The 18,912-nt window shown below is 64.7% G+C and carries 15 protein-coding genes; 10 read left to right on the forward strand and 5 right to left on the reverse strand.

Annotated features, from left to right (window positions below; all coding sequences use genetic code 11):
* Nucleotides 1-22 precede the first annotated feature (22 nt).
* The 4 genes from CA833_RS13720 (at nucleotide 23) to CA833_RS13735 (ending at nucleotide 3,214) form a co-directional block, all read left to right on the forward strand.
* Nucleotides 23-850, forward strand: coding sequence for an LD-carboxypeptidase (locus CA833_RS13720; protein ID WP_207078336.1), 828 nt, complete (start codon nucleotides 23-25; stop codon nucleotides 848-850).
* A gap of 77 nt (nucleotides 851-927) precedes the next feature.
* Complete coding sequence (gene fabD / locus CA833_RS13725; protein ID WP_207078337.1) at nucleotides 928-1,863, forward strand: ACP S-malonyltransferase; 936 nt, start codon at nucleotides 928-930, stop codon at nucleotides 1,861-1,863.
* 117 nt (nucleotides 1,864-1,980) lie between these two features.
* Nucleotides 1,981-2,745: a 3-oxoacyl-[acyl-carrier-protein] reductase gene (fabG, locus tag CA833_RS13730; protein WP_142634469.1), complete on the forward strand. Its 765-nt coding sequence runs from the start codon at nucleotides 1,981-1,983 to the stop codon at nucleotides 2,743-2,745.
* A gap of 4 nt (nucleotides 2,746-2,749) precedes the next feature.
* Nucleotides 2,750-3,214 carry a GNAT family N-acetyltransferase gene (locus CA833_RS13735; RefSeq protein WP_207078338.1) on the forward strand — a complete coding sequence of 155 codons (465 nt, stop codon included), beginning with the start codon at nucleotides 2,750-2,752 and terminating at the stop codon, nucleotides 3,212-3,214.
* On the opposite strand, the gene CA833_RS13740 is transcribed toward CA833_RS13735, so the two are convergent.
* Nucleotides 3,211-3,576 (reverse strand): hypothetical protein, encoded by a 366-nt coding sequence (locus CA833_RS13740; RefSeq protein WP_142634465.1) that lies wholly within the window; start codon nucleotides 3,574-3,576, stop codon nucleotides 3,211-3,213. The genes CA833_RS13735 and CA833_RS13740 overlap by 4 nt on opposite strands.
* A gap of 299 nt (nucleotides 3,577-3,875) precedes the next feature.
* Between CA833_RS13740 and dnaN the strand changes: the two genes are divergently transcribed.
* Entirely contained in the window at nucleotides 3,876-4,994 is a 1,119-nt protein-coding gene (dnaN, locus tag CA833_RS13745) for a DNA polymerase III subunit beta (RefSeq protein ID WP_142634463.1), read from the forward strand.
* A gap of 88 nt (nucleotides 4,995-5,082) precedes the next feature.
* On the opposite strand, the gene CA833_RS13750 is transcribed toward dnaN, so the two are convergent.
* From CA833_RS13750 to CA833_RS13760, 3 genes are all read right to left on the reverse strand, one after another.
* Nucleotides 5,083-7,152: a bifunctional diguanylate cyclase/phosphodiesterase gene (locus CA833_RS13750; protein ID WP_207078339.1), complete on the reverse strand. Its 2,070-nt coding sequence runs from the start codon at nucleotides 7,150-7,152 to the stop codon at nucleotides 5,083-5,085.
* Nucleotides 7,153-7,320: 168 nt separating this feature from the next.
* Nucleotides 7,321-7,584, reverse strand: a complete 264-nt coding sequence (locus tag CA833_RS13755; RefSeq protein WP_370584517.1) for a TlpA family protein disulfide reductase — start codon at nucleotides 7,582-7,584, stop codon at nucleotides 7,321-7,323.
* A gap of 47 nt (nucleotides 7,585-7,631) precedes the next feature.
* The gene (locus tag CA833_RS13760) at nucleotides 7,632-8,951 is read right to left on the reverse strand and encodes an FAD-dependent oxidoreductase (protein ID WP_207078340.1); all 1,320 of its coding nucleotides are present in this window, start codon (nucleotides 8,949-8,951) and stop codon (nucleotides 7,632-7,634) included.
* Nucleotides 8,952-9,178: 227 nt separating this feature from the next.
* Between CA833_RS13760 and CA833_RS13765 the strand changes: the two genes are divergently transcribed.
* Together CA833_RS13765 and lepA are read left to right on the forward strand one after the other, a co-directional pair.
* The gene (locus CA833_RS13765; RefSeq protein ID WP_242526107.1) at nucleotides 9,179-11,950 is read left to right on the forward strand and encodes an EAL domain-containing protein; all 2,772 of its coding nucleotides are present in this window, start codon (nucleotides 9,179-9,181) and stop codon (nucleotides 11,948-11,950) included.
* Nucleotides 11,951-12,016: 66 nt separating this feature from the next.
* Nucleotides 12,017-13,819: a translation elongation factor 4 gene (gene lepA, locus CA833_RS13770; RefSeq protein WP_142634457.1), complete on the forward strand. Its 1,803-nt coding sequence runs from the start codon at nucleotides 12,017-12,019 to the stop codon at nucleotides 13,817-13,819.
* A 119-nt stretch (nucleotides 13,820-13,938) separates the two neighbouring features.
* Here lepA and CA833_RS13775 read toward each other — a convergent pair whose 3' ends face one another.
* Nucleotides 13,939-16,764, reverse strand: a complete 2,826-nt coding sequence (locus tag CA833_RS13775) for a TonB-dependent receptor (protein WP_207078341.1) — start codon at nucleotides 16,762-16,764, stop codon at nucleotides 13,939-13,941.
* A gap of 480 nt (nucleotides 16,765-17,244) precedes the next feature.
* On the opposite strand from CA833_RS13775, the gene CA833_RS13780 reads away from it, so the two are divergent.
* From CA833_RS13780 to CA833_RS26960, 3 genes are all read left to right on the forward strand, one after another.
* Nucleotides 17,245-17,895, forward strand: a complete 651-nt coding sequence (locus CA833_RS13780; protein WP_207078342.1) for a helix-turn-helix transcriptional regulator — start codon at nucleotides 17,245-17,247, stop codon at nucleotides 17,893-17,895.
* Between the two features lie 66 nt (nucleotides 17,896-17,961).
* On the forward strand, nucleotides 17,962-18,300 hold the full coding sequence (locus CA833_RS13785; RefSeq protein WP_142634452.1) for a hypothetical protein: 339 nt from the start codon (nucleotides 17,962-17,964) through the stop codon (nucleotides 18,298-18,300).
* 61 nt (nucleotides 18,301-18,361) lie between these two features.
* A complete protein-coding gene (locus CA833_RS26960) occupies nucleotides 18,362-18,871 on the forward strand; it encodes a hypothetical protein (RefSeq protein WP_242526108.1) in 510 nt (169 codons plus the stop codon).
* Nucleotides 18,872-18,912: the final 41 nt, after the last annotated feature.

Here is an 18,912-nt window from a genome sequence, read left to right on the forward strand (position 1 = left end):
ACAACCTCGATAGGAAGGAGCCATGACCCGTATCGCAGTTTGTGCACCGTCCACCCCGATCACCCGCGAGGATGCGGAGGCCGTCGCCCTCCTGGCCACTGCCGAGTTCCCCGATGTGGAGCTTGTGATCCACGACCAGTGCTTCGAAGTGGAAGGCCATTTCGCCGGCAGCGACGCGCGGCGGATCGCGGCGCTGGTGGAATGCGCGAACGATCCCTCGGTGGATGCGGTGTGGTTCGCGCGCGGTGGCTATGGTGCGTGCCGGGTGGCGGAAGCGGCTATCGGCAAGTTCACGCACGATGCGCAGGCGAAAACTTTCCTTGGCTATTCCGACGCCGGCTATCTGCTGGGCGGCCTCTATCGTGCGCGGATCGGCAAGCCTGTGCATGGTCCGATGCTGGCCGATATCCGGCGCGAGGGCGGCGCGGAAGCGGTGCGCCGCGCGCTGCGCTGGATGACCGGCGATGCCTCGGGCGTCGAACCCTCGGGCGACGATCACCCGCGCGTGGCCTTCAACCTGATGACGCTGGCGATGCTCTGCGGCACCCCGCTGATGCCGGGGCTGGCCAAGCATGTCGTGCTTGTGGAGGAGGTGTCGGAGTACCTTTATGCGGTGGACCGGCTGTTTTTCCACCTCACCGCGCACCTTGGGGGCGTGGCTGGCCTGCGTCTTGGCAGGGTCAGCGACGTACCCGAGAATGACCGGCCGTTCGGTGTGGAGGCTGAGGAAATCGCCCGCCACTGGTGCGCGCATCACTCGATCCCCTATCTAGGTAGCGCAGACATCGGACATGACGCGATGAACCGGATTGTTTCCTTCGGACTTGCCGAGCGGCCTCAAGGTCAATAACGCGCCGCGCCACATACAGAGATTCACAAACCGGCAGGGCGCAGTTGCAAGCGCGCCGGACAAAAGGAGCCGCCAAGATGCGTGCATTCGTTTTTCCCGGACAGGGCAGCCAGAAGGTCGGCATGGGTGCCGAACTCGCCGAAGCCAGCGCCGTCGCGCGTGAGGTCTTCCAGGAAGTGGACGAGGCGCTCGGCCAGAACCTCTTCCGCGTGATGACGCAGGGCCCCGAAGAGGAGCTGACCCTTACCGAAAATGCGCAGCCGGCGATCATGGCCAATGCCATCGCCGTCCTGCGCGTGCTGGAGAAGGAAGGCGGCATCTCGCTCGCCGACAAGGCGGACTTCGTCGCCGGTCACTCGCTGGGTGAATATACCGCGCTTTGCGCCGCCGGTGCCTTCAGCCTTGCCGACACCGCGCGCCTGCTGAAGCTGCGCGGGCAGTCGATGCAGGCGGCCGTTCCGGTCGGCCTTGGCGCCATGGCCGCGCTGCTCGGCGCCGATATCGAAAAGGCGACCGCGCTGGCCGAGGCTACAGCCGAAGGTCAGGTCTGCACCGTCGCCAACGACAACGACCCCACGCAGGTCGTGATCTCCGGACACAAGGAAGCCATCGAGCGTGCCGTCGCGCTGGTGAAGGACCACGGGATCAAGCGCGGCGTGCTGCTGCCGGTCTCGGCCCCGTTCCACTGCCCGCTGATGCAGCCCGCTGCCGATGCCATGGCCGAGGCGCTGGCCAAGACCCCTCCGGGCAGTCTGCACGTGCCGCTGTTCGCCAATGTCACCGCCTCGGTCGTTACCGATCCCGCCGAAGTCCAGCGCCTGCTGGTCGAGCAGGTCACCGGCCGCGTCCGCTGGCGCGAAAGCGCGATCGCCATGCGCGAGGCGGGCGTCGAGACGTTCGTGGAACTGGGCGGCAAGGTGCTCGGCCCGATGATCAAGCGTTCGGCCGGTGAGGTGGAGGTGATCTCCGCCGTGACCATGGCCGAGATCGAGGAACTGGCAAAGGGCCTCTGATCGGGGCCCTGATCGGCGTGCCGGGCTTGACCCGGAGCCCTCTAAGGTTTGAAGAAAGGCCCCGTCCAGCGGGCCGTCGCCGCCGTTCAGGCAGGCGATTCACGGAGATTTGAAAAGATGTTCAACCTCAATGGAATGACCGCCCTCGTCACTGGCGCCTCGGGCGGCATCGGCTCCGCCGTTGCCCGCGCGCTGGCCGCGCAGGGTGCGCGCCTTGCCATCTCGGGCTCGAACGCGGACAAGCTGCGCGCCTTCCGCGACGAACTGGACGAGCACACCCCGCAGCATCTGCAGGACGTCGACCACGTCGCCATCGCCTGCAACCTGGGCGATGCCGATCAGGTGGAGAAGCTGGTTCCCGCCGCGCTCGAATCGCTGGGCAAGATCGACATCCTGATCAACAACGCCGGTATCACCCGCGACAACCTCGCCATGCGCATGAAGGACGAGGAGTGGGATCAGGTCATCAAGATCAACCTCGAATCGACCTTCCGCCTGATGCGCGCCGTGACCAAGCCGATGATGAAGGCGCGCTTCGGCCGCATCATCAACGTCACCTCGGTCGTCGGCACCACCGGCAATCCCGGCCAGATGAACTACTGCGCGGCGAAGGGCGGCATCACTGCCATGTCGAAGAGCCTCGCGCAGGAACTCGCCAGCCGTAACGTCACCGTGAACTGCATTGCGCCGGGCTTCATCCGCACCGCGATGACCGATGTGCTGCCCGATGCGCAGAAGGACGCGCTGAACGGCCGCATCCCGATGGGCCGCATGGGCGAGGGCGAGGATATCGCCGCCGCCGCCGTGTTCCTGGCCTCGAAGGAAGCGGGCTACGTCACCGGCCAGACGATCCACGTCAACGGCGGCATGGTGATGATCTGAGGCCATGTCGGGTGCCGTGGGGATCGTGAAGGTCGAAGCCTGCGATCCGCGCGGTCCCGATGCCGCCTCAGTGATAGAGCGCCTCTCCGGGGCGCTCGTCACCCTCACCGGCGACGGTGGTACGTCGTCGTTCGATCCGACGGATGTTCTCGTCCCCCGCGCGCTGTTCGTCATCGCGCGGGTGGGGCAGGGCGCGGTGATCGGCTGCGGTGCCTATCGGCCGCTTGAAGGCGATGTGGCCGAAATCAAGCGCATGTATGCCGAGCAGGGTTGCGGCGGGGCGATCCTCGCCCATCTCGAAGCGGCGGCGCTTGCCGATGGCTACCGGGCAGCGTCACTTTCCACCCGGCGGGTGAACGCGCGTGCGGTCTCGTTTTACGAACGGCATGGCTACAGCGAAATCGCGCCTTACGGCCGTTATGCGGATCGGCCGCAATCGATCTGTCTCGGGAAGATGCTCAGGCCCTAGTCGCGAACGGCGCCGTCGGCGTCGACGATCCTGGCGCCCAGCTTTCCGGCGATGTCCCGCGCGACGGCGAGGATCGAGTGTCCGTCCGGCTCGGGATCCGGCGCGCTGAAGCTGATGGTGCCGTTGGGCGACCACCAGAGTGCCCGCAGCCAGCCGTCATAGCCGTCACGCCACACTTCCACGTCGCCGCCGCGATTGGGCATCACCACCCATTCCTGCGTGACCGGATTGAGTGCATTGGCGTCGCCCTCGGCCAGTCTGACACCGTCCATGCCCGTGACTGCCTGCCTCCATTCGGGCAGGGTTATCGGCTTGATTTCGCCGCTCTCATCCTTGCGTTCAATGCGCAGACCGTAAGACAAGTCGTTAGCCTCCCACGATTTCGGGGGATTGGAGGTGCAGTGCAGCATGCTCTGCACTGACGCTCAGGGCAAGCGGAAGGTGCTGCGAAGGCGATATCGGGCCTTCTTCGTGCGGCAAGGCGGGCGAACGAGCGGAAATCGCGCGAGAAACCCCCGATTTATCCCCAGATTCGCCGGTTCCAGGCCATTACTCGCTTGCCGCAAGCCTTACGTTCGTTAGAGATATTCGTCCTGAAATTCGGGATTGTCCGTGTCATCCGGGCGTCCCAAGCCCGACCTAAGGGGGACCTGAGGCTGACATGAAGGCCACCATCGAACGTTCCACGCTCCTGCGCTGCCTTAGTCACGTGCAGTCCGTCGTCGAGCGGCGCAACACCATTCCCATCCTCTCGAACGTGCTGATCGAGGCATCGGGCACCGGCTCCCTGCGCATCATGGCGACTGACCTCGACTTGCAGGTCGTCGAAACCCTCGGCGCGGTTTCGGTCGAGCAGGCCGGCGCCATCACCGTTTCGGCGCACCTCCTGTTCGACATCGCGCGCAAGCTGCCCGATGGCAGTCAGGTCAGCCTTGATGCCGCCGACAACCGCATGGTGGTAAAGGCCGGTCGCAGCCGCTTCCAGTTGCCAACGCTGCCGCGCGACGATTTCCCGGTCATCGCCGAGGGTGAGCTGCCGACCAGCTTCGAGATCCCAGCCGCCGTGCTGGGCCAGCTGATCGACCGTACCCGTTTCGCGATCTCGACCGAGGAAACGCGCTACTACCTCAACGGCATTTTCCTCCACGTCACCGACGAGGAACTGAAGGCCGCCGCGACCGACGGTCACCGCCTGGCCCGCTTTACGCTGCCCCGTCCCGACGGTGCACAGGGGATGCCCGACGTGATCGTGCCGCGTAAGTGCGTGGGCGAACTGCGCAAGCTTCTGGAAGAAGCGCTGGACACCAACGTTCTGGTGGATCTCTCTGCCAGCAAGGTGCGCTTCACGCTGGGCGGCGAGCACGGTGTGGTGCTGACCAGCAAGCTGATCGACGGCACGTTCCCGGACTATACCCGGGTGATCCCGACCGGCAACGACAAGCTGTTGCGCATCGATCCCAAGAGCTTCTTCGAAGGAGTCGACCGCGTGGCGACCATCGCCACCGAGAAGACTCGCGCCGTCAAGATGGCGCTGGAGCAGGACCGCGTGACACTGTCGGTCACTTCGCCCGACAACGGTACGGCTGCGGAAGAAGTTCCCGCGGACTATTCGGCCGATGGCTTCGAGATCGGCTTCAATGCCAATTATCTCAAGGACATCCTCGGTCAGATCGACGGCGACACGGTCGAACTGCACCTTGCTGATGCCGGTGCGCCGACGCTGATCCGTCAGGACGACAAGAGTCCGGCGCTCTACGTGCTGATGCCGATGCGCGTCTGACTTCGCTGAACCGCACACGAACAAAACGGGCCGGGACGTAAGTCTCGGCCCTTTTTTGTTCCGGGGGATTGTTCGCGTCGGCGCGGGGTCAGGCGACCGCGCTGCGCCCATCACCCGGCTGCGCGAAGTAGGCCGGAACGTCGTCTGCCTCGATCGGCTTGCTGTAGTAGTAGCCCTGGAGGTGGGTGCAGCCAGCGTCGAGGGTGGCGTCGATCAGGTGCTCCTCGCTGATCCCTTCGGCCACCACTTCGGCGCCGACATGGCGAGCCATGGTCACGGCTGCTTCCAGCACGGCCATCGAGGCCGGGTCCTGGTCGAGATCCATGACGAGGCTACGATCCAGCTTCATGCGGTCGAACTTGAAGCTCTTGACCATCGAGAGCGACGAATAGCCGGTGCCGAAATCGTCGAGCGCGATGCGGAAGCCGAGGTTGCGCAAGAGGTTCAGCGTCAGCAGCGCACGTGTGTTTCGTTCGATCGAGAGTGATTCGGTGACTTCGAGGAACAGTCGCTGCGGGGCGATGCCATGGCGGCTGCAGGCATCGAGCAGGAAAGCACTGAAACCGTCATGCTGGAGTTGCAGCGGCGAGAGGTTCAGGCTCATCGTCATGCCTGGCCAGTGGGCGAAGTCGGCCAGCGCACGCCGGATGATCCATTCGCCCAGGCGCACCATCTGTCCGCTGCGTTCGGCGGCGGGAATGAAGGTCGAGGGCGGCACTTCGCCCAGATCCGGGTGGTGCCAGCGCACCAGTGCCTCCACTTCGCCGCCGCCCGCCGTGCCGGCTACGGCGTGGATCGGCTGGTACACCATGCGCAACTGGCCCTGTTCGAAGGCGCCTTCGAGATCCTTTTCCAGCGCCCGGTCGACGGCACGCTCCTCGGCCATTTGCGGGGCGAAGCAGGTGGCTGCGTTGCGGCCGCTTTTCTTGGAGACATAAAGCGCCATGTCCGCCTGACGGAGCAGTTCGTCGATATCGACCGTGGGGGTGTCGCCTCCTGCTTCGGCAACACCAATCGAAACCGTGATTGCCACTGAATATTCGCCGAGACTGAAGGGTGTACGCATGGCGCCCGTGAGGCGCGCGGCGAGCGAATAGGCGGTTTCGTCGTCCTCCGGCTCGATGCAGATGGCAAACTCGTCGCCGCCCACGCGTGCAACGATGCCGGTCTCGCCCAGTGCTGCCTTGAGGCGCGCGCCGATCAGGCGAACCAGATCGTCACCGGCGGCGTGGCCGTAGTCGTCGTTGATATGCTTGAAGCGGTCGATATCGACGACCATGCAGGCGAAACGGCGGTGCGGCGCGGCACTGAACAGCCAGGCAACGTCTTCCTGGAAGGCGCGGCGATTGGGCAGGCCGGTTGCTGGGTCGCTGAAGGCAAGGTTCTTCACGGCCTTGGCATTGCGCCGGAATGTTTCCAGCGGGCCGGAAAGGTCCTGCAATTCCTTGAGGCGGAACGAACCGATGGCGATGTCGAGGTCGCCGTCCGCAAGGGCTTGCAGGGATCGGTGCATGCGCCGGATCGCGGGAAGGATGTTGCGGAGCATGTCGAGCAGCACCAGCGAAACGATCAGGATCGTCACCAGGCCGGCGCAGAGCACCAGCAATTGCCAGCGTGCGGCCGATGAGACGAGGCGCTGCTGCGCGGCCTCGCGGTCGGCGTGGGCCCGCTCGACGATACGCTTGGCCAGTGTGGCCATCGCGTCGTTGCGCGATTCGATGCGGGCGACGAGCGCCCCCCCATTGTTGGTGCCCGATTGGACCTGCATGATCGCGGCGACATGGCGATCGAGATCGGCAAATGGATCGGCCGCTTCCGGCAGATCGTAGAGTGCCATGCCGCTGTTGCGCAGCTTGCCCAACCGGTCGCCGATGGCCATGGCAGCATCTGTCAGTTCGTTGCCGGTATCGTCGTTGGCGGCAAGGCCGCGGTTGGTGGCCATGCGCAGCTTGCCGACCGCTTCGGCAAACTGGTCGGCGTTTTCGGCAATCGCCGAGGCGTGGACAAGCGCGTCACCATCGTGTCGCAGTCCGAAGGCCTCACGCTGGGTCACCACCTGCAGAAGCACGCTGGCCACGACGATGAGTGCGAGCGCGCCGACCAGGCGCGTTTCCAGCGACGCGAAGAGCCGGCCTATCGCCGGTTTGAAGGAGGACATCTAAGCACCCGTATTCCTTGCAGGCCCGGACATGGTGTTTATCTTCCGGTGCCTAATCTGAATCGAGCGGGTGCCTAGGCTAAAACTTCTAATAAACTAGAAGAATTGGAGAAATTTATTTTCCGAAACTGTCATGAAGATGTAATAATTTTTGGAGTTGAGACTGCGTCAGTTCGGTGCTGGTTCGTTGAGCGGCAGCACCAGCACGGCGTTAAGGTCGTCGAGGTCGAATGCGCCGGCCTTGGCATAGCGAACCTTGCCGGTGCGATCGATGATGAAATTGGTGGGTACGCCGGTGAGCGGTCCGTAGGGGCCTCTGATGCGCTTCACGGCCGGGATCGCCATGGTGTTGAACAGGGTCTTGAGGCGGTAGGCCGGAAGCGAGCCTTCGGTGGTGATCGCGAAGACGCGCAGGCCGTGCTTGCGCTGCAAGGCGTAATACTTGTCCAGAGCCGGCAGTTCGGTGCGGCAGGGCCGCGTTACTGTTTTCCGGCAGCCTCGATCATGCGTTCGACTTCCACGAACTTTTCGCGCGGAGAGCCGGTGCGTGCATTGGCGATCTCGGCTTCGTCGATCTTCAGCCAGTCCGCGAATTTGACGTAGTCTATCCCGCGCCGGGCGGCGAGGGCGTCGAAACCGGGACGGCCGGGCTTCCCGGAATCGCCGGTGAGGTCGGCTGCGATCTTTTCGGCGATGGCGAAGCCGTCCGGCCGGTTGGTGCCGATGGTCCCGGTGGGGCCGCGCCGCGCCCATCCCACGCAGTAGAGGCCCGGTGCGATCCGCCCCTCTGTGTTGGCGAAGCGGCCGAGGTCGTGGTCGTAGGGCACATCGGGGATCGGCGAGGTCTGGTAGCCGATGCAGGAGACCACGAGACCTGCGGGGATGCGGTAGGTTTCGCCGGTGCCGATGGCCTTGCCATCTTCCAGCCGCGTACGCTCGACCTCGACCGCCTCGACTTTGCCTTCGCCAAGGATGGCGCGGGGAGCGGCAAAGAAGTCGAAGTCGATCTCGACCTCGCGCTCTGTGCAAGGGGCGGTGCCGGGTTCGGGTATCTTGCTAAAGGCGCGCAGATGGTCGACCGCCTTGCGTTGTCCGGCCTCGAGTGCGGCATCGGCACGTTCGGGCGGCAGGTCGGCGGCATCGACATGCGGGCACGCGCGCGAGAGGTGGGCGATCTCACCCAGTTCCTTGGCCGTCATGGTGATCTGATGTGGTCCGCGCCGACCGAGGATGACGATGCGGCGCACCCGCGATGCCGTTAGCGTTTCAAGTGCATGGGTGACGATGTCGGACCCCTCGAACTCCGTCTGCGACTTGGCAAGGATTCGCGCGACGTCGAGTGCGACATTGCCGTTGCCGATCACCACGGCGGTTTCACCGGAAAGGTCGGGTGCCAGCGAGGAGAAGTTGGGATGGCCGTTGTACCAGCCGACAAAGGCGGCGGACCCGAAAACGTTGGCGAGGCCGTCGCCCGGCACGCCGAGCTTGCGGTCGCCCGGCGCGCCGGTGGCCAGTACGACGGCATCGTAGAGGTCCTGGAGTTCGCCGATGGTGACGTCGCGGCCGATCATCACGTTGCCGACAAAGCGTACGTTGTCGGTGAGCGCGGTGGCCTCGTAGCGGCGGGAGACGCCCTTGATCGACTGGTGGTCGGGGGCGACGCCGTTGCGGATCAGTCCGAAGGGTACCGGCATGGCATCGAAGATGTCGACCCGCACATCGTCGCGCCACTGCCTGAGCGCCGCTTCCGCCGTGTAGTAGCCGGCCGGACCCGATCCCACGATTGCGATATGTCGCATGGACTTGCTCTCCCTCGATGGGGTGCACCGGGCGTGAACCCCGTCATGTCTCAGGCAAACATGCGGCAGCCCGTTCGGCAAGCAAAAACGGTGTCGGTCCGTCGTGTTCGGCGTTTAGAGAGTGGTGTTGTTAGGGTTTGTCGGTCCCCGCAAATTCAGTGTTTCTGCGGTAAGGGACCATGCGGGGGTTAACCCTTTTGAAATGGCCGGCAGGCCATAGCGGACGCATGGTGGATATGGGTTCCAGGCGGCAACGGCATACCGTTCGCAAGGGTGTGCCGGGCGCGGGCGCAACCGAGCGTGCGCGTGTCGGCAGCCCCCGTGAGCCCCATTGCGATCCCGAAACGGCCGCGCCCGAAAGGAGTTTCGGCGACCGGGATTCCGGGGACACGGCCGCCCGTCCGCGTGGTTTTGCTGATAACTTTGCCTTCCTGCGCCCCATGGGCGGGGCCAGCGATCCTCTGTTCTATTTTGTGCCGCGCCGCTGGGAGCTGATGGCTCCGGCGATGATCGGCGTCATGGCGGTGATCGGCGCGGTGTCCGCCCAGGCGCCCGGCCTGCTGGTCACCGCACTGGTGCTGCTGGCGGCTATCGGTTGCCTCGCCGCACCTTGGCTCTCCCGATTCGAGGAGCGCTGCGATCCGGCGAGCTGGCTGCGCTATCCGATCATGCTCCTGGCGATCGCGGTGCCGATGGTACTGTTCGGCCATGCCATCGGCACCTGGGCCCCGGCGCTCGAAGGTGCCTTGACGGTGCAGGGACTGGTGTTGCTGGTCCTGCTCGCCACGGTGCTGCTCGAAGGTCGGCTGACCGCCACGGTGGCGGCGACGGTGGCGCTCTGGTGCGGTGCCTCGATGGCAAGTGCGTGGATCGAATCGCTTGTCCTGTTGGCGTGCGGCAGCGGCATCGGCCTTGTCGTCGCGATGCGGCAGGTGCGCCTGGCCGCCGCCGAATCGGTGCGCCGGGGCGAGCAGGAGATGCGTCAGCACCGGGCCGAGGAACTGCTCGGCGAATATGAGGAAACCGGGCAGGGCTGGTTCTGGGAGACTGACCGGCGCGGTGCCATCACATACGTTTCGGCGCCGATCGCCGGGCTGCTGGGGGCGGCCCAGTCCGAAGTGGTGGGGCGGCCGTTCAACAGCCTCTTCCATCTCGAGATCGGCGGCCAGGAAAGCGAACGCACGCTGGCTTTCCATCTTGCCACCCGCTCTTCGTTCCAGGACCTTACCGTGCGCGCCGCGACGGCGGAGGAGGAAGAGCGCTGGTGGTCGATCTCGGGCCGTCCGGTGCTCGACCAGTTCCACAATTTCCTGGGTTTTCGCGGCTCGGGTACCGACCTTACCGAATCCCGCAAGTCGCAGCAGCACGTAACCCAACTGGCGCGTTTCGATTCGCTGACCGGGCTGGCCAACCGTTTCCAGATGGCGGAATGGCTGGAGAAGATCCTCACCTCGCCGCGCCTCGAAAGCCGGGCCTGCGCGCTGTTCCTGCTCGATCTCGATCGTTTCAAGCAAGTCAACGACACCATGGGGCACCCGGCCGGCGACGAACTGCTCAAGCAGGTTGCCGAGCGGCTGACCCATACCGTGGGGGCGATGGGGCGCGTGGGGCGTCTCGGCGGTGACGAGTTCCAGGTCCTGCTGCCCGGCCATCACCAGCACGAAGGCCTTGCCCATCTTGCGCGCCGGGTGATCGAGAACCTCTCGCAGTCCTACACGATCGACGGCGTGCGGGTGACCATCGGAGCTTCGGTGGGCATCTCGCTCTGTCCCGATCACGGCGTCACTGCCGAGGAAATCGTGCGCAACGCGGATCTTGCCCTCTATGCGGCCAAGGGTGGCGGGCGCGGACGCTATTACTTCTACGACGACGACCTGCATTCCGATGCCAAGGAGCGCCAGCAACTGGAGCAGGATCTGCGCGACGCCATCGCGGCGGGCGCGCTGGAACTGCACTACCAGCCACAAGTGCACACCACCACCGAGCGCATCACCGGCTTCGAGGCCTTGCTGCGCTGGAAGCATCCGCGCCACGGCTATCTGTCCCCGGCCAAGTTCGTGCCGGTGGCCGAGGAGACCGGGCTGGTCGCCGAGATCGGCGAATGGGCGCTGCGCCGCGCCTGCCGCGACATGGCGGGCTGGCCGGGTGAGGTGCGGGTCGCGGTCAACGTCTCGCCGTTGCAGTTTTCGAACCCGGATCTGCCCAAGATCGTCAAGCGGGCGATCGCCGACGCCGGCATCTCGTCCTCGCGGCTGGAACTGGAGATCACCGAAAGCGTGTTCCTGGGCGAGGACAAGTCCACCGAGGACATGTTCGCCGCGCTCAAGGGCGTGGGCGTGCGGCTGGCGCTCGACGATTTCGGGACCGGCTATTCCTCGCTCGGCTATCTGAAGAAGGCGCCGTTCGACAAGATCAAGATCGACCAGAGCTTCGTGCGCGGCGCCACCATCGAGGGCAGCCGCAACGGCGCGATCATCGCCTCGATCGTCAGCCTGGCCGAAGCGCTGGGCATGGAGACGACCGCCGAAGGTGTCGAGACGCTCGACGAACTCGATCTCGTCCGACTGCTGGGATGCAGCCATATCCAGGGCTACATCTACGAGAAGCCGCTCAATGCGGAAGGCGTCATCAACCGCCTCGGACACGGGATGGGAGCGGTTGCCACGGGGCCACGCTCGGCGCGGGCGCCGCGACAGACGATGCTGCGCAAGGTCGTGCTCGAGCACGGCGGCCATATCTACCATGCCACGATCCGCAACGTCTCGCAGACTGGCGCGCTGGTGGAAGGCCTGTGGAACGTGCCGGTGGATACCTGCTTTGCGCTTCATCTGGCCGAGGACAACGTCGTTCTCGCCACGGCGCGCTGGTGCCGGGAGGATCACATGGGGGTCGAATTCGGCACCCCGCTGGAGCTTGACCCGCACGGTGCCGTGCAGTTCACGCCCTCGCGCACGCGCTTCGAGCCGGCCGAGGTGGGGCCGCTGCGCAAGGTCAGCTGACGGGCGCTCGAAAATGCGCGCAGAGACGCATTTTCAAATGGTCCAAGCGCTGCTAACGGCGCAACCATGACCGAACTCGCCCAGATCCGTAATTTCTCGATCATTGCCCATATCGACCACGGCAAGTCGACGCTTGCCGACCGCCTGATCCAGCGCACCGGGGGCCTCTCCGACCGCGAGATGAGCGCGCAGGTGCTCGACAACATGGATATCGAGAAGGAGCGCGGCATCACCATCAAGGCGCAGACCGTGCGCCTGAACTACACGGCTTCCGACGGGATCACCTATGAGCTGAACCTGATGGACACGCCGGGCCACGTCGACTTCGCTTACGAAGTCAGCCGCAGCCTTGCCGCCTGCGAAGGCGCGCTGCTGGTGGTGGACGCCGCGCAGGGCGTGGAAGCGCAGACGCTGGCGAACGTCTACCAGTCGATCGAGCACGACCACGAGATCGTGCCCGTCATCAACAAGATCGACCTGCCTGCCGCCGAGCCGGAAAAGGTGCGGAGCGAAATCGAGGAAGTCATCGGCATCGATGCTTCCGAAGCCGTGCTGGCTTCCGCCAAGTCGGGCATCGGCATCGACGAGATCCTCGAAGCCGTGGTCGCCAAGATCCCGGCACCCAAGGGTGATCGCGCAGCGCCGCTCAAGGCCATGCTGGTCGATTCCTGGTACGATCCTTATCTTGGTGTCGTCATTCTGGTGCGCGTGATCGACGGCGTCATCAAGAAGGGCCTGAACGTCAAGTTCATGCAGGGCGGCACCGAGCATCTGATCGACCGCGTGGGCTGCTTCACGCCCAAGCGCATCGACCTGCCTGAGCTCGGCCCTGGCGAGATCGGTTTCATCACCGCGCAGATCAAGGAAGTGGAGCAGGCCAAGGTCGGTGACACCATCACCACCGTGAAGCAGGGCGCCACGCAGGCGCTGCCGGGCTACAAGGAAGTGCAGCCCGTGGTGTTCTGCGGGCTCTTCCCGGTCGACGCCAACGACTTCGAGAAGCTGCGCGAATCGATCGGCAAGCTGCGCCTGAACGATGCCTCGTTCAGCTTCGAGATGGAATCGAGCGCGGCGCTGGGCTTCGGCTTCCGCTGCGGCTTCCTCGGCCTGCTGCACCTGGAGATTATCCAGGAGCGCCTCAGCCGCGAGTACGACCTCGACCTCATCACCACCGCGCCTTCGGTGGTCTACCGCCTGACGATGACCGACGGCACCGTGAAGGAACTGCACAACCCGGCCGACATGCCCGATCCGGTGAAGATCGACTTCATGGAAGAGCCGTGGATCAAGGCGGTGATCTATACGCCAGACGAATACCTCGGCTCGATCCTGAAGCTCTGTCAGGACCGTCGCGGTATCCAGAAGGACTTGACTTACGTCGGCGGCCGCGCCCAGGTTACCTACGAACTGCCGCTCAACGAAGTGGTGTTCGACTTCTACGACCGCCTGAAGTCGATCAGCCGCGGCTATGCCAGCTTCGACTACGAGCAGATCGGTCTTCAGGAGGGTGACCTCGTGATGATGAACATCCTCGTGAACAACGAGCCGGTCGACGCGCTTTCGATGATCGTGCACCGCGGCCAGGCCGAACCGCGCGGCCGTGCGCTGGTGGAGCGTCTGAAGGAACTGATCCCGCGCCACATGTTCAAGATCCCGATCCAGGCTGCCATCGGCGCAAAGGTGATCGCGCGCGAGACGATTTCGGCGATGCGCAAGGACGTGACCGCCAAGTGCTATGGCGGCGACATCACGCGCAAGAAGAAGCTTCTGGAAAAGCAGAAGGAAGGCAAGAAGCGCATGCGTGAGTACGGCAACGTGCAGATCCCGCAGGAAGCCTTCATCGCCGCCCTTCGCATGGGCGAGGAGTGAGGTTTCAGCCTCGCTGCTTTCGGGCAGATTGAGAAAAGGGCAGGGGAGCGCGGCTCTCCTGCCCTTTTTCATTGCTTCCGACGTTGAAGAAGGAAGCGGGGATCCCGTTTCTCCTTGCTTCAGAAAATGCGTCGCACCGACAGCAGTACCGTCCGGCCCATCGGGTCGAGATAGTCCTTCTGGTAGGCATAGGGCGTCGCGCCGGTGGCGTCGGTCACGGTCTGGCGCGTGTCGAACAGGTTCTCGATCGACAGGCTGACGCGCGTGCCGCGCGCCCAGGCCTTGCCGCGGAAGCGGTTCTGCAGGTTCGCGAAAAGGCGCAGGTCCAGCGTCGCCAACGACGAGAAGTGGAGATCGCCGGTCGAGGAGGACAGGCTGTCGCCGTTGACCCTGGTCGCGCTTTGCCAGTTGCCTTCCAGGCGCATGCCAAGGCCGTTGTCGACCACGCCCAGGCTGGCGGTGACCTTGTGCTGCGGTGTCGAACTGCCGGTCACGGTGCCGCCATGCAGCAGGTCGATGGTCTCGCCGTCCTCGGTGAGCTGTACGTCCGAGCGCAGCACCCAGGTATGGTAGACCGAGGCCAGCAGGCGCGCGCCATTGTCGCTGCCGCCTGAGAACCCGCGTCCGCCGCGTCCACCCGGACCACCGAACCCGCCGGGGCCTCCCGGTCCTCCAGGACCGCCGGGGCCACCACCGGGAGGCGGGCCGAAGCCGTCTGGCGGAGGTCCGTCGCGGAAACCGTCCGGCGGCGGGCCATCGGGCGGGAAACCGCCGGGGGGCGGTCCGAAGCCACCGGGGCCTTCCTGTTCGCGCTGGCCGTTGACGGTGATCTCGTTTTCGCCGCCGGGCTGGCCCGGTTGGCCTTCGCCCTGCGGCGGCTGGCCGGAGGTTTCGTTCGTGGGACGTTGTCCGCCGGTTTGGCCGTTCTGCTCGCCATTGCGGCGCCCGCCCCACTGGCCGTTTTCGCCGGGGCGAGCCCATGCCGGTCGTTCCGGGCGCTTTGGCTTGCGTAGCTGGGTGGAGAAGTTGAAGCCCCAGCGCACCTGCTCGGTGCGCTGCATGTAGACGTTCACCGGGCGCGAATCGACGCTCACCAGCGTGCCCGAGGCGTCGCGGATGAAGCGATCGGGGAAGGCGTCCTCAAGGTCTTCGGTCACGCCGCCCACGCTCATGATGGCATTGCGGTTGCGGCTGTTGACGTAGCTGGCGCTGAAATTGAGCTTGGGCTCGTCGAGGATCTTGGCCGTGACGCCCAGCTTGAAGCTGTGACGGTCGTCGGCCTTGAGGTTCGGATTGCCGCCGGTGACCGAGGTGACCAGCACCGACTCTCCGGTCACATAGTCGTAGACGCGCTGGTTGGTGGTGGTGATCACCGGGCCGCTGAGCTGGGCGACGGTCGGCGCGCTGCGGTCCTCGTTCACGGCGGCGATCACGGTAACGCCGGTCACGGGCGTCCAGTTGAGCCCGTAACCGAAGGTGCCGAGGGTGCCGTAGTCCGACACCTGGGTGATGCCGCCGTTCAGGTTGAGGCTCAGCGTGCCGATGGCGCCGAGTACGCCTTTGCTGCGGCTGGTCAGCGGAATATCGACCGAGAGTTTGGCGCTGCCGTTGGTGCGGTTGGCGTCACTGTCGGTCGCCGCGCCGTTCTGGATCGTGCTGGAGGATTGCGAGGTGAAGTCGCCGCCCAGTTTCAGGCTCACGCCCATGTCGCCGGCGGGCAGCTTGAGCAGCTTGCCGAAGATCAGCGCGCTGGCGCTGCCGGTGTCGGTGTTGGACTTGGCGCGGGTGGTCAGCATCGAGCCGAGAAGAGTGGGCGAGAGCGTGCCATAGGGATCGACATCGGGGTCGCCCGCATCGAGCGCGGCCTGAAGCGTGTCGAGATCGTAGCCGGTCTCGTTGCGCGTGTCCGACTCGCTGTGGTCGTAGCTGCCGATGACCGAGAGCTTCCAGCGGCTGGACAGGTCCACGTTGAGCGTCGTCCCGGCCGAGACATCGCCGGAATTGCTCGCCCGGTTGAGCGGATCGTTCGACAGATAGCGCGTGAAGCTCGAATCCGAGCCGCCGGAATAGGGATTGCTCGCCGGAACCGTGAGTTCCCCGTCGGCAAGGCCGCCCAGCGAACGGCTGGTCTTGTAGGTGCCCTTGACGTTGAACGAGATGTTGGCCGAGCCGCCCAGATCGTGCGCAAGGCTGGCCGCCATCGCGTAGTTGCGGGTGGATGCCTGCAAGGTACGATAGGGGCGCTCGTCGGAAAGGCCGCCGGCGGCGGTCACTTCGCTGTCGGGATCGGCGGTGATGTTGCGATCACTTTCCAGGATCGCGGCCTGCGAGGTGATCTTGCCGGTCAGGTTGAGCCGGTCGTTGTCGTGGATCCTGGTGTAGGTGAAGGCGCCGTTGCCCTGGCCGCCCCCGCCCTTGGTGGACATGCCGCCCTCCAGATTGGCTACGCGCGACTGGAAGCGCCGTTTGAGGATGATGTTGACCACCTTCTGCTGCGCGTCGTAGCCGTATTTGATCGCCACTTCCTCGGGCAGGATGTCGACCCGCAGCACCGATTCCACCGGCAGGTCGCCGACTTCGTTGACGCCCGAGACACGCTTGCCGTTGACCAGAACGACCGGTCCGCTCGATGAATCCCGCCCGGCGATGCTGGTGGTCTGGTCGGCGATTTCGTCGAGCAGGTCGCTGATGGAATCGACGCCGTAGGAGGCGATTTCGCCCTGGCCGATGCGGTTCTCCGGAGGAATGTCGCCGATCACCGCGCCGGGAACGGCTTGTCCGGTGACGATGATCTCGTCGGCGGAACCGGAGTCCGCCGCCGCGCCGTTGCTGGAAGTTGTCGCACTGCCTTTGGTGCCTTTCCCGGCGGAGATGGCCGGGCTCGCTTGTTGAGCAAAAACAGCTGCCGGCAGAACGAACCCGCTAGAGGAAAGCAGCAGATACATGGCGCCGCATCGGCCCCGGGTTCTTCTCAGGGCTGCAGGGGCGAGGATGCGGGCCGGGGCAGGCGACGTTGCGGGGGATGGCGCACGGGAGGTGGCGCGGAATGGTGCAAGGAGTAGGCGCGGGCTGCTCATCACTCTGGGCTAGATGCCGCAGTGCGGCGGGCAAATCCTCGAATGGTAAGAAATTGTATTGGCCGTGCCGGTTCTTGTGACATTTGCACGACCGGGCGGTGCAGGCGTCGTCTGTGCACGGCATTTTCTGCAAACGATTGAATTCCTGTGTATAGTTAACAACAAACCTTGAGGGTTCGGTTAAGATAGACAGAACGGTCGCGCGAAATCCGTTCGTAATGGCGGTTTCCAGGCGTCTTGCAGCGAAATCCGCCCAACTACCGATTGATCCTGAATTGGTTACCGCGATATACGTAAGGGAGAACCGGCGGGAGGGGGATAGCCCGCCGGATCGGGAAGCCGGGGGATATGGATTTCGAATTCGGGGCGCGCGAACTAGACTCAGGACAGTTTCAGGGCATCCTTGAAACACTTCCGAGGCTGACAGATAAGCAACATGAAGTTCTAAGACTGGTTGCGGAAAATCGCACCAGCAAGGAGATCGCCTGGGAACTCGGCATTTCGGAAAGTGCCGTGAACCAGCGCATTGAGGGCGTGCGTGCGCGGACCGGATCACCGCCGCGCGCGGAGCTGGCCCGGGCCTATCGGTATTATCAGCGAAAGGATCATGTAGCGCCTGCGCTGCAAGCGGCCGCGCCTGTTGCTGCGGCGGATGCTGCACGTCTTCCTGGCGAGGTCGCCGTTTCCGCAATGGCTGACAGGCAGGCCCCCTGTAATCCTCTACCAGAGAAGAATCCTCAGGTTCCCGCACGTCACATCATCGCCGATGGGTGGCTTCGGGACGAGCCGGGCAACCGCCTCACGCTTTCGGATGGCGTGACCTTCAAGGTCGAGGCACCGTGGCATGACGAACGGATCGAACGGGTCGTCCCCGAGGTGCTCGATGGCCCTGATGCCGGTGTCAACCGTGTGGCAGCCATGGTCCTCATCGCCGGCGGCTTACTGCTGGTGGCGGTGTTTGGACTGGATCTTGCCACGGCGCTGAGCCGACATCTGTGAGCCAGCCTCGTATCACGATCTTGTGGGGGGCCCGTAGCGAGTGGCGGGCGTCGATGGAGGGTTTTTATGGGTATGTCGATTTCCGCCGCTGCCGCACGTCTTTCGCGCCAGCTTCCCGAAGCCGAGCTTTCGCTCGATACCGCACTGCTGGCGTCGGCGCGGTTGATGGAAACGATGGTGCTGGCGCGCGGCGCCGATGGTGTCGCCAACTTCACCGGGCAGAATGCGCTGCTGCGCCTCGCCCGTTCGCAGCGCGCGCTTCTGGAAAGTCAGAACGACATGATCCGTGTCCACCGCGCGCTGCTCGATGCCGGTCGCCAGGTGAAGGCGATCGTCGACGAGCCGGAAGCCTGCCCGCAAAGCGCTGTCCTTGTAGAGGCGATGCCGCAGTTGCAGTCGGCCTGACCACAAGCGGGTCGACGATGGGTTCCGCGCGCTCGAAGCGGCATGGGGCTGGGGGGCTGCCATGTTTCTCCTGAGCGCGCGGGCCTATCTCCAGCATGGCGTGCTTGCCTTGCTGTTCGTGCTGGCGATGCGGCGTGGGGCCGCACCGGAGCGGATCATTTCGGCCACCATCCTGGGGATGCTGGTTGTCGATCGCATGTTCCACTTGTTCGTCGGTATTCAACCCATGCTGGTGCTGGGAGTGAACTTTGCCCATCTGGCGATCGACGTCATCGGGTTTGCCGTCTTCCTCATGGTGGCGCTGGGCGCCAACCGGGTCTACCCGCTGTGGATAGCGGGTTCTCAGCTCATCGCACTGCTGAGCCACGTCTATCCCGCAATGGCGAAGATGGTCTCGGGGCAGGCCTACGTGGCGATGAACATCATGCCTTCCTACGTGCAGATGATCGCCTTGGCGCTTGGCCTGCTCGCTCACATGCGGCGGCAGAAGCGACTGGGCAGCTATCCGTCCTGGCGCAAGTCCTGGCTCCTTTCGCCGGGGAACGGACGCAGGAGATTGCCTGCCGCCTGATTCAGCGCTTCGGTTCGCTACGGGGGATCCATGCCGCATCT

Origin of the sequence: Novosphingobium sp. KA1 (assembly GCF_017309955.1) — a bacterium.
Lineage (GTDB): Bacteria > Pseudomonadota > Alphaproteobacteria > Sphingomonadales > Sphingomonadaceae > Novosphingobium.

What these genes read in the sequence shown, in the direction of transcription:
- CA833_RS13780 (WP_207078342.1), top strand. Translation starts at nt 17,245, where the DNA reads ATGGATTTCGAATTCGGGGCGCGCGAACTAGACTCAGGACAGTTTCAG.
- CA833_RS13750 (WP_207078339.1), bottom strand. Translation starts at nt 7,152, where the DNA reads ATGTCCTCCTTCAAACCGGCGATAGGCCGGCTCTTCGCGTCGCTGGAA.
- fabD (WP_207078337.1), top strand. Translation starts at nt 928, where the DNA reads ATGCGTGCATTCGTTTTTCCCGGACAGGGCAGCCAGAAGGTCGGCATG.
- CA833_RS13775 (WP_207078341.1), bottom strand. Translation starts at nt 16,764, where the DNA reads ATGTATCTGCTGCTTTCCTCTAGCGGGTTCGTTCTGCCGGCAGCTGTT.
- dnaN (WP_142634463.1), top strand. Translation starts at nt 3,876, where the DNA reads ATGAAGGCCACCATCGAACGTTCCACGCTCCTGCGCTGCCTTAGTCAC.
- lepA (WP_142634457.1), top strand. Translation starts at nt 12,017, where the DNA reads ATGACCGAACTCGCCCAGATCCGTAATTTCTCGATCATTGCCCATATC.
- CA833_RS13720 (WP_207078336.1), top strand. Translation starts at nt 23, where the DNA reads ATGACCCGTATCGCAGTTTGTGCACCGTCCACCCCGATCACCCGCGAG.
- CA833_RS26960 (WP_242526108.1), top strand. Translation starts at nt 18,362, where the DNA reads ATGTTTCTCCTGAGCGCGCGGGCCTATCTCCAGCATGGCGTGCTTGCC.
- CA833_RS13735 (WP_207078338.1), top strand. Translation starts at nt 2,750, where the DNA reads ATGTCGGGTGCCGTGGGGATCGTGAAGGTCGAAGCCTGCGATCCGCGC.
- fabG (WP_142634469.1), top strand. Translation starts at nt 1,981, where the DNA reads ATGTTCAACCTCAATGGAATGACCGCCCTCGTCACTGGCGCCTCGGGC.
- CA833_RS13765 (WP_242526107.1), top strand. Translation starts at nt 9,179, where the DNA reads ATGGTGGATATGGGTTCCAGGCGGCAACGGCATACCGTTCGCAAGGGT.
- CA833_RS13785 (WP_142634452.1), top strand. Translation starts at nt 17,962, where the DNA reads ATGGGTATGTCGATTTCCGCCGCTGCCGCACGTCTTTCGCGCCAGCTT.
- CA833_RS13760 (WP_207078340.1), bottom strand. Translation starts at nt 8,951, where the DNA reads ATGCGACATATCGCAATCGTGGGATCGGGTCCGGCCGGCTACTACACG.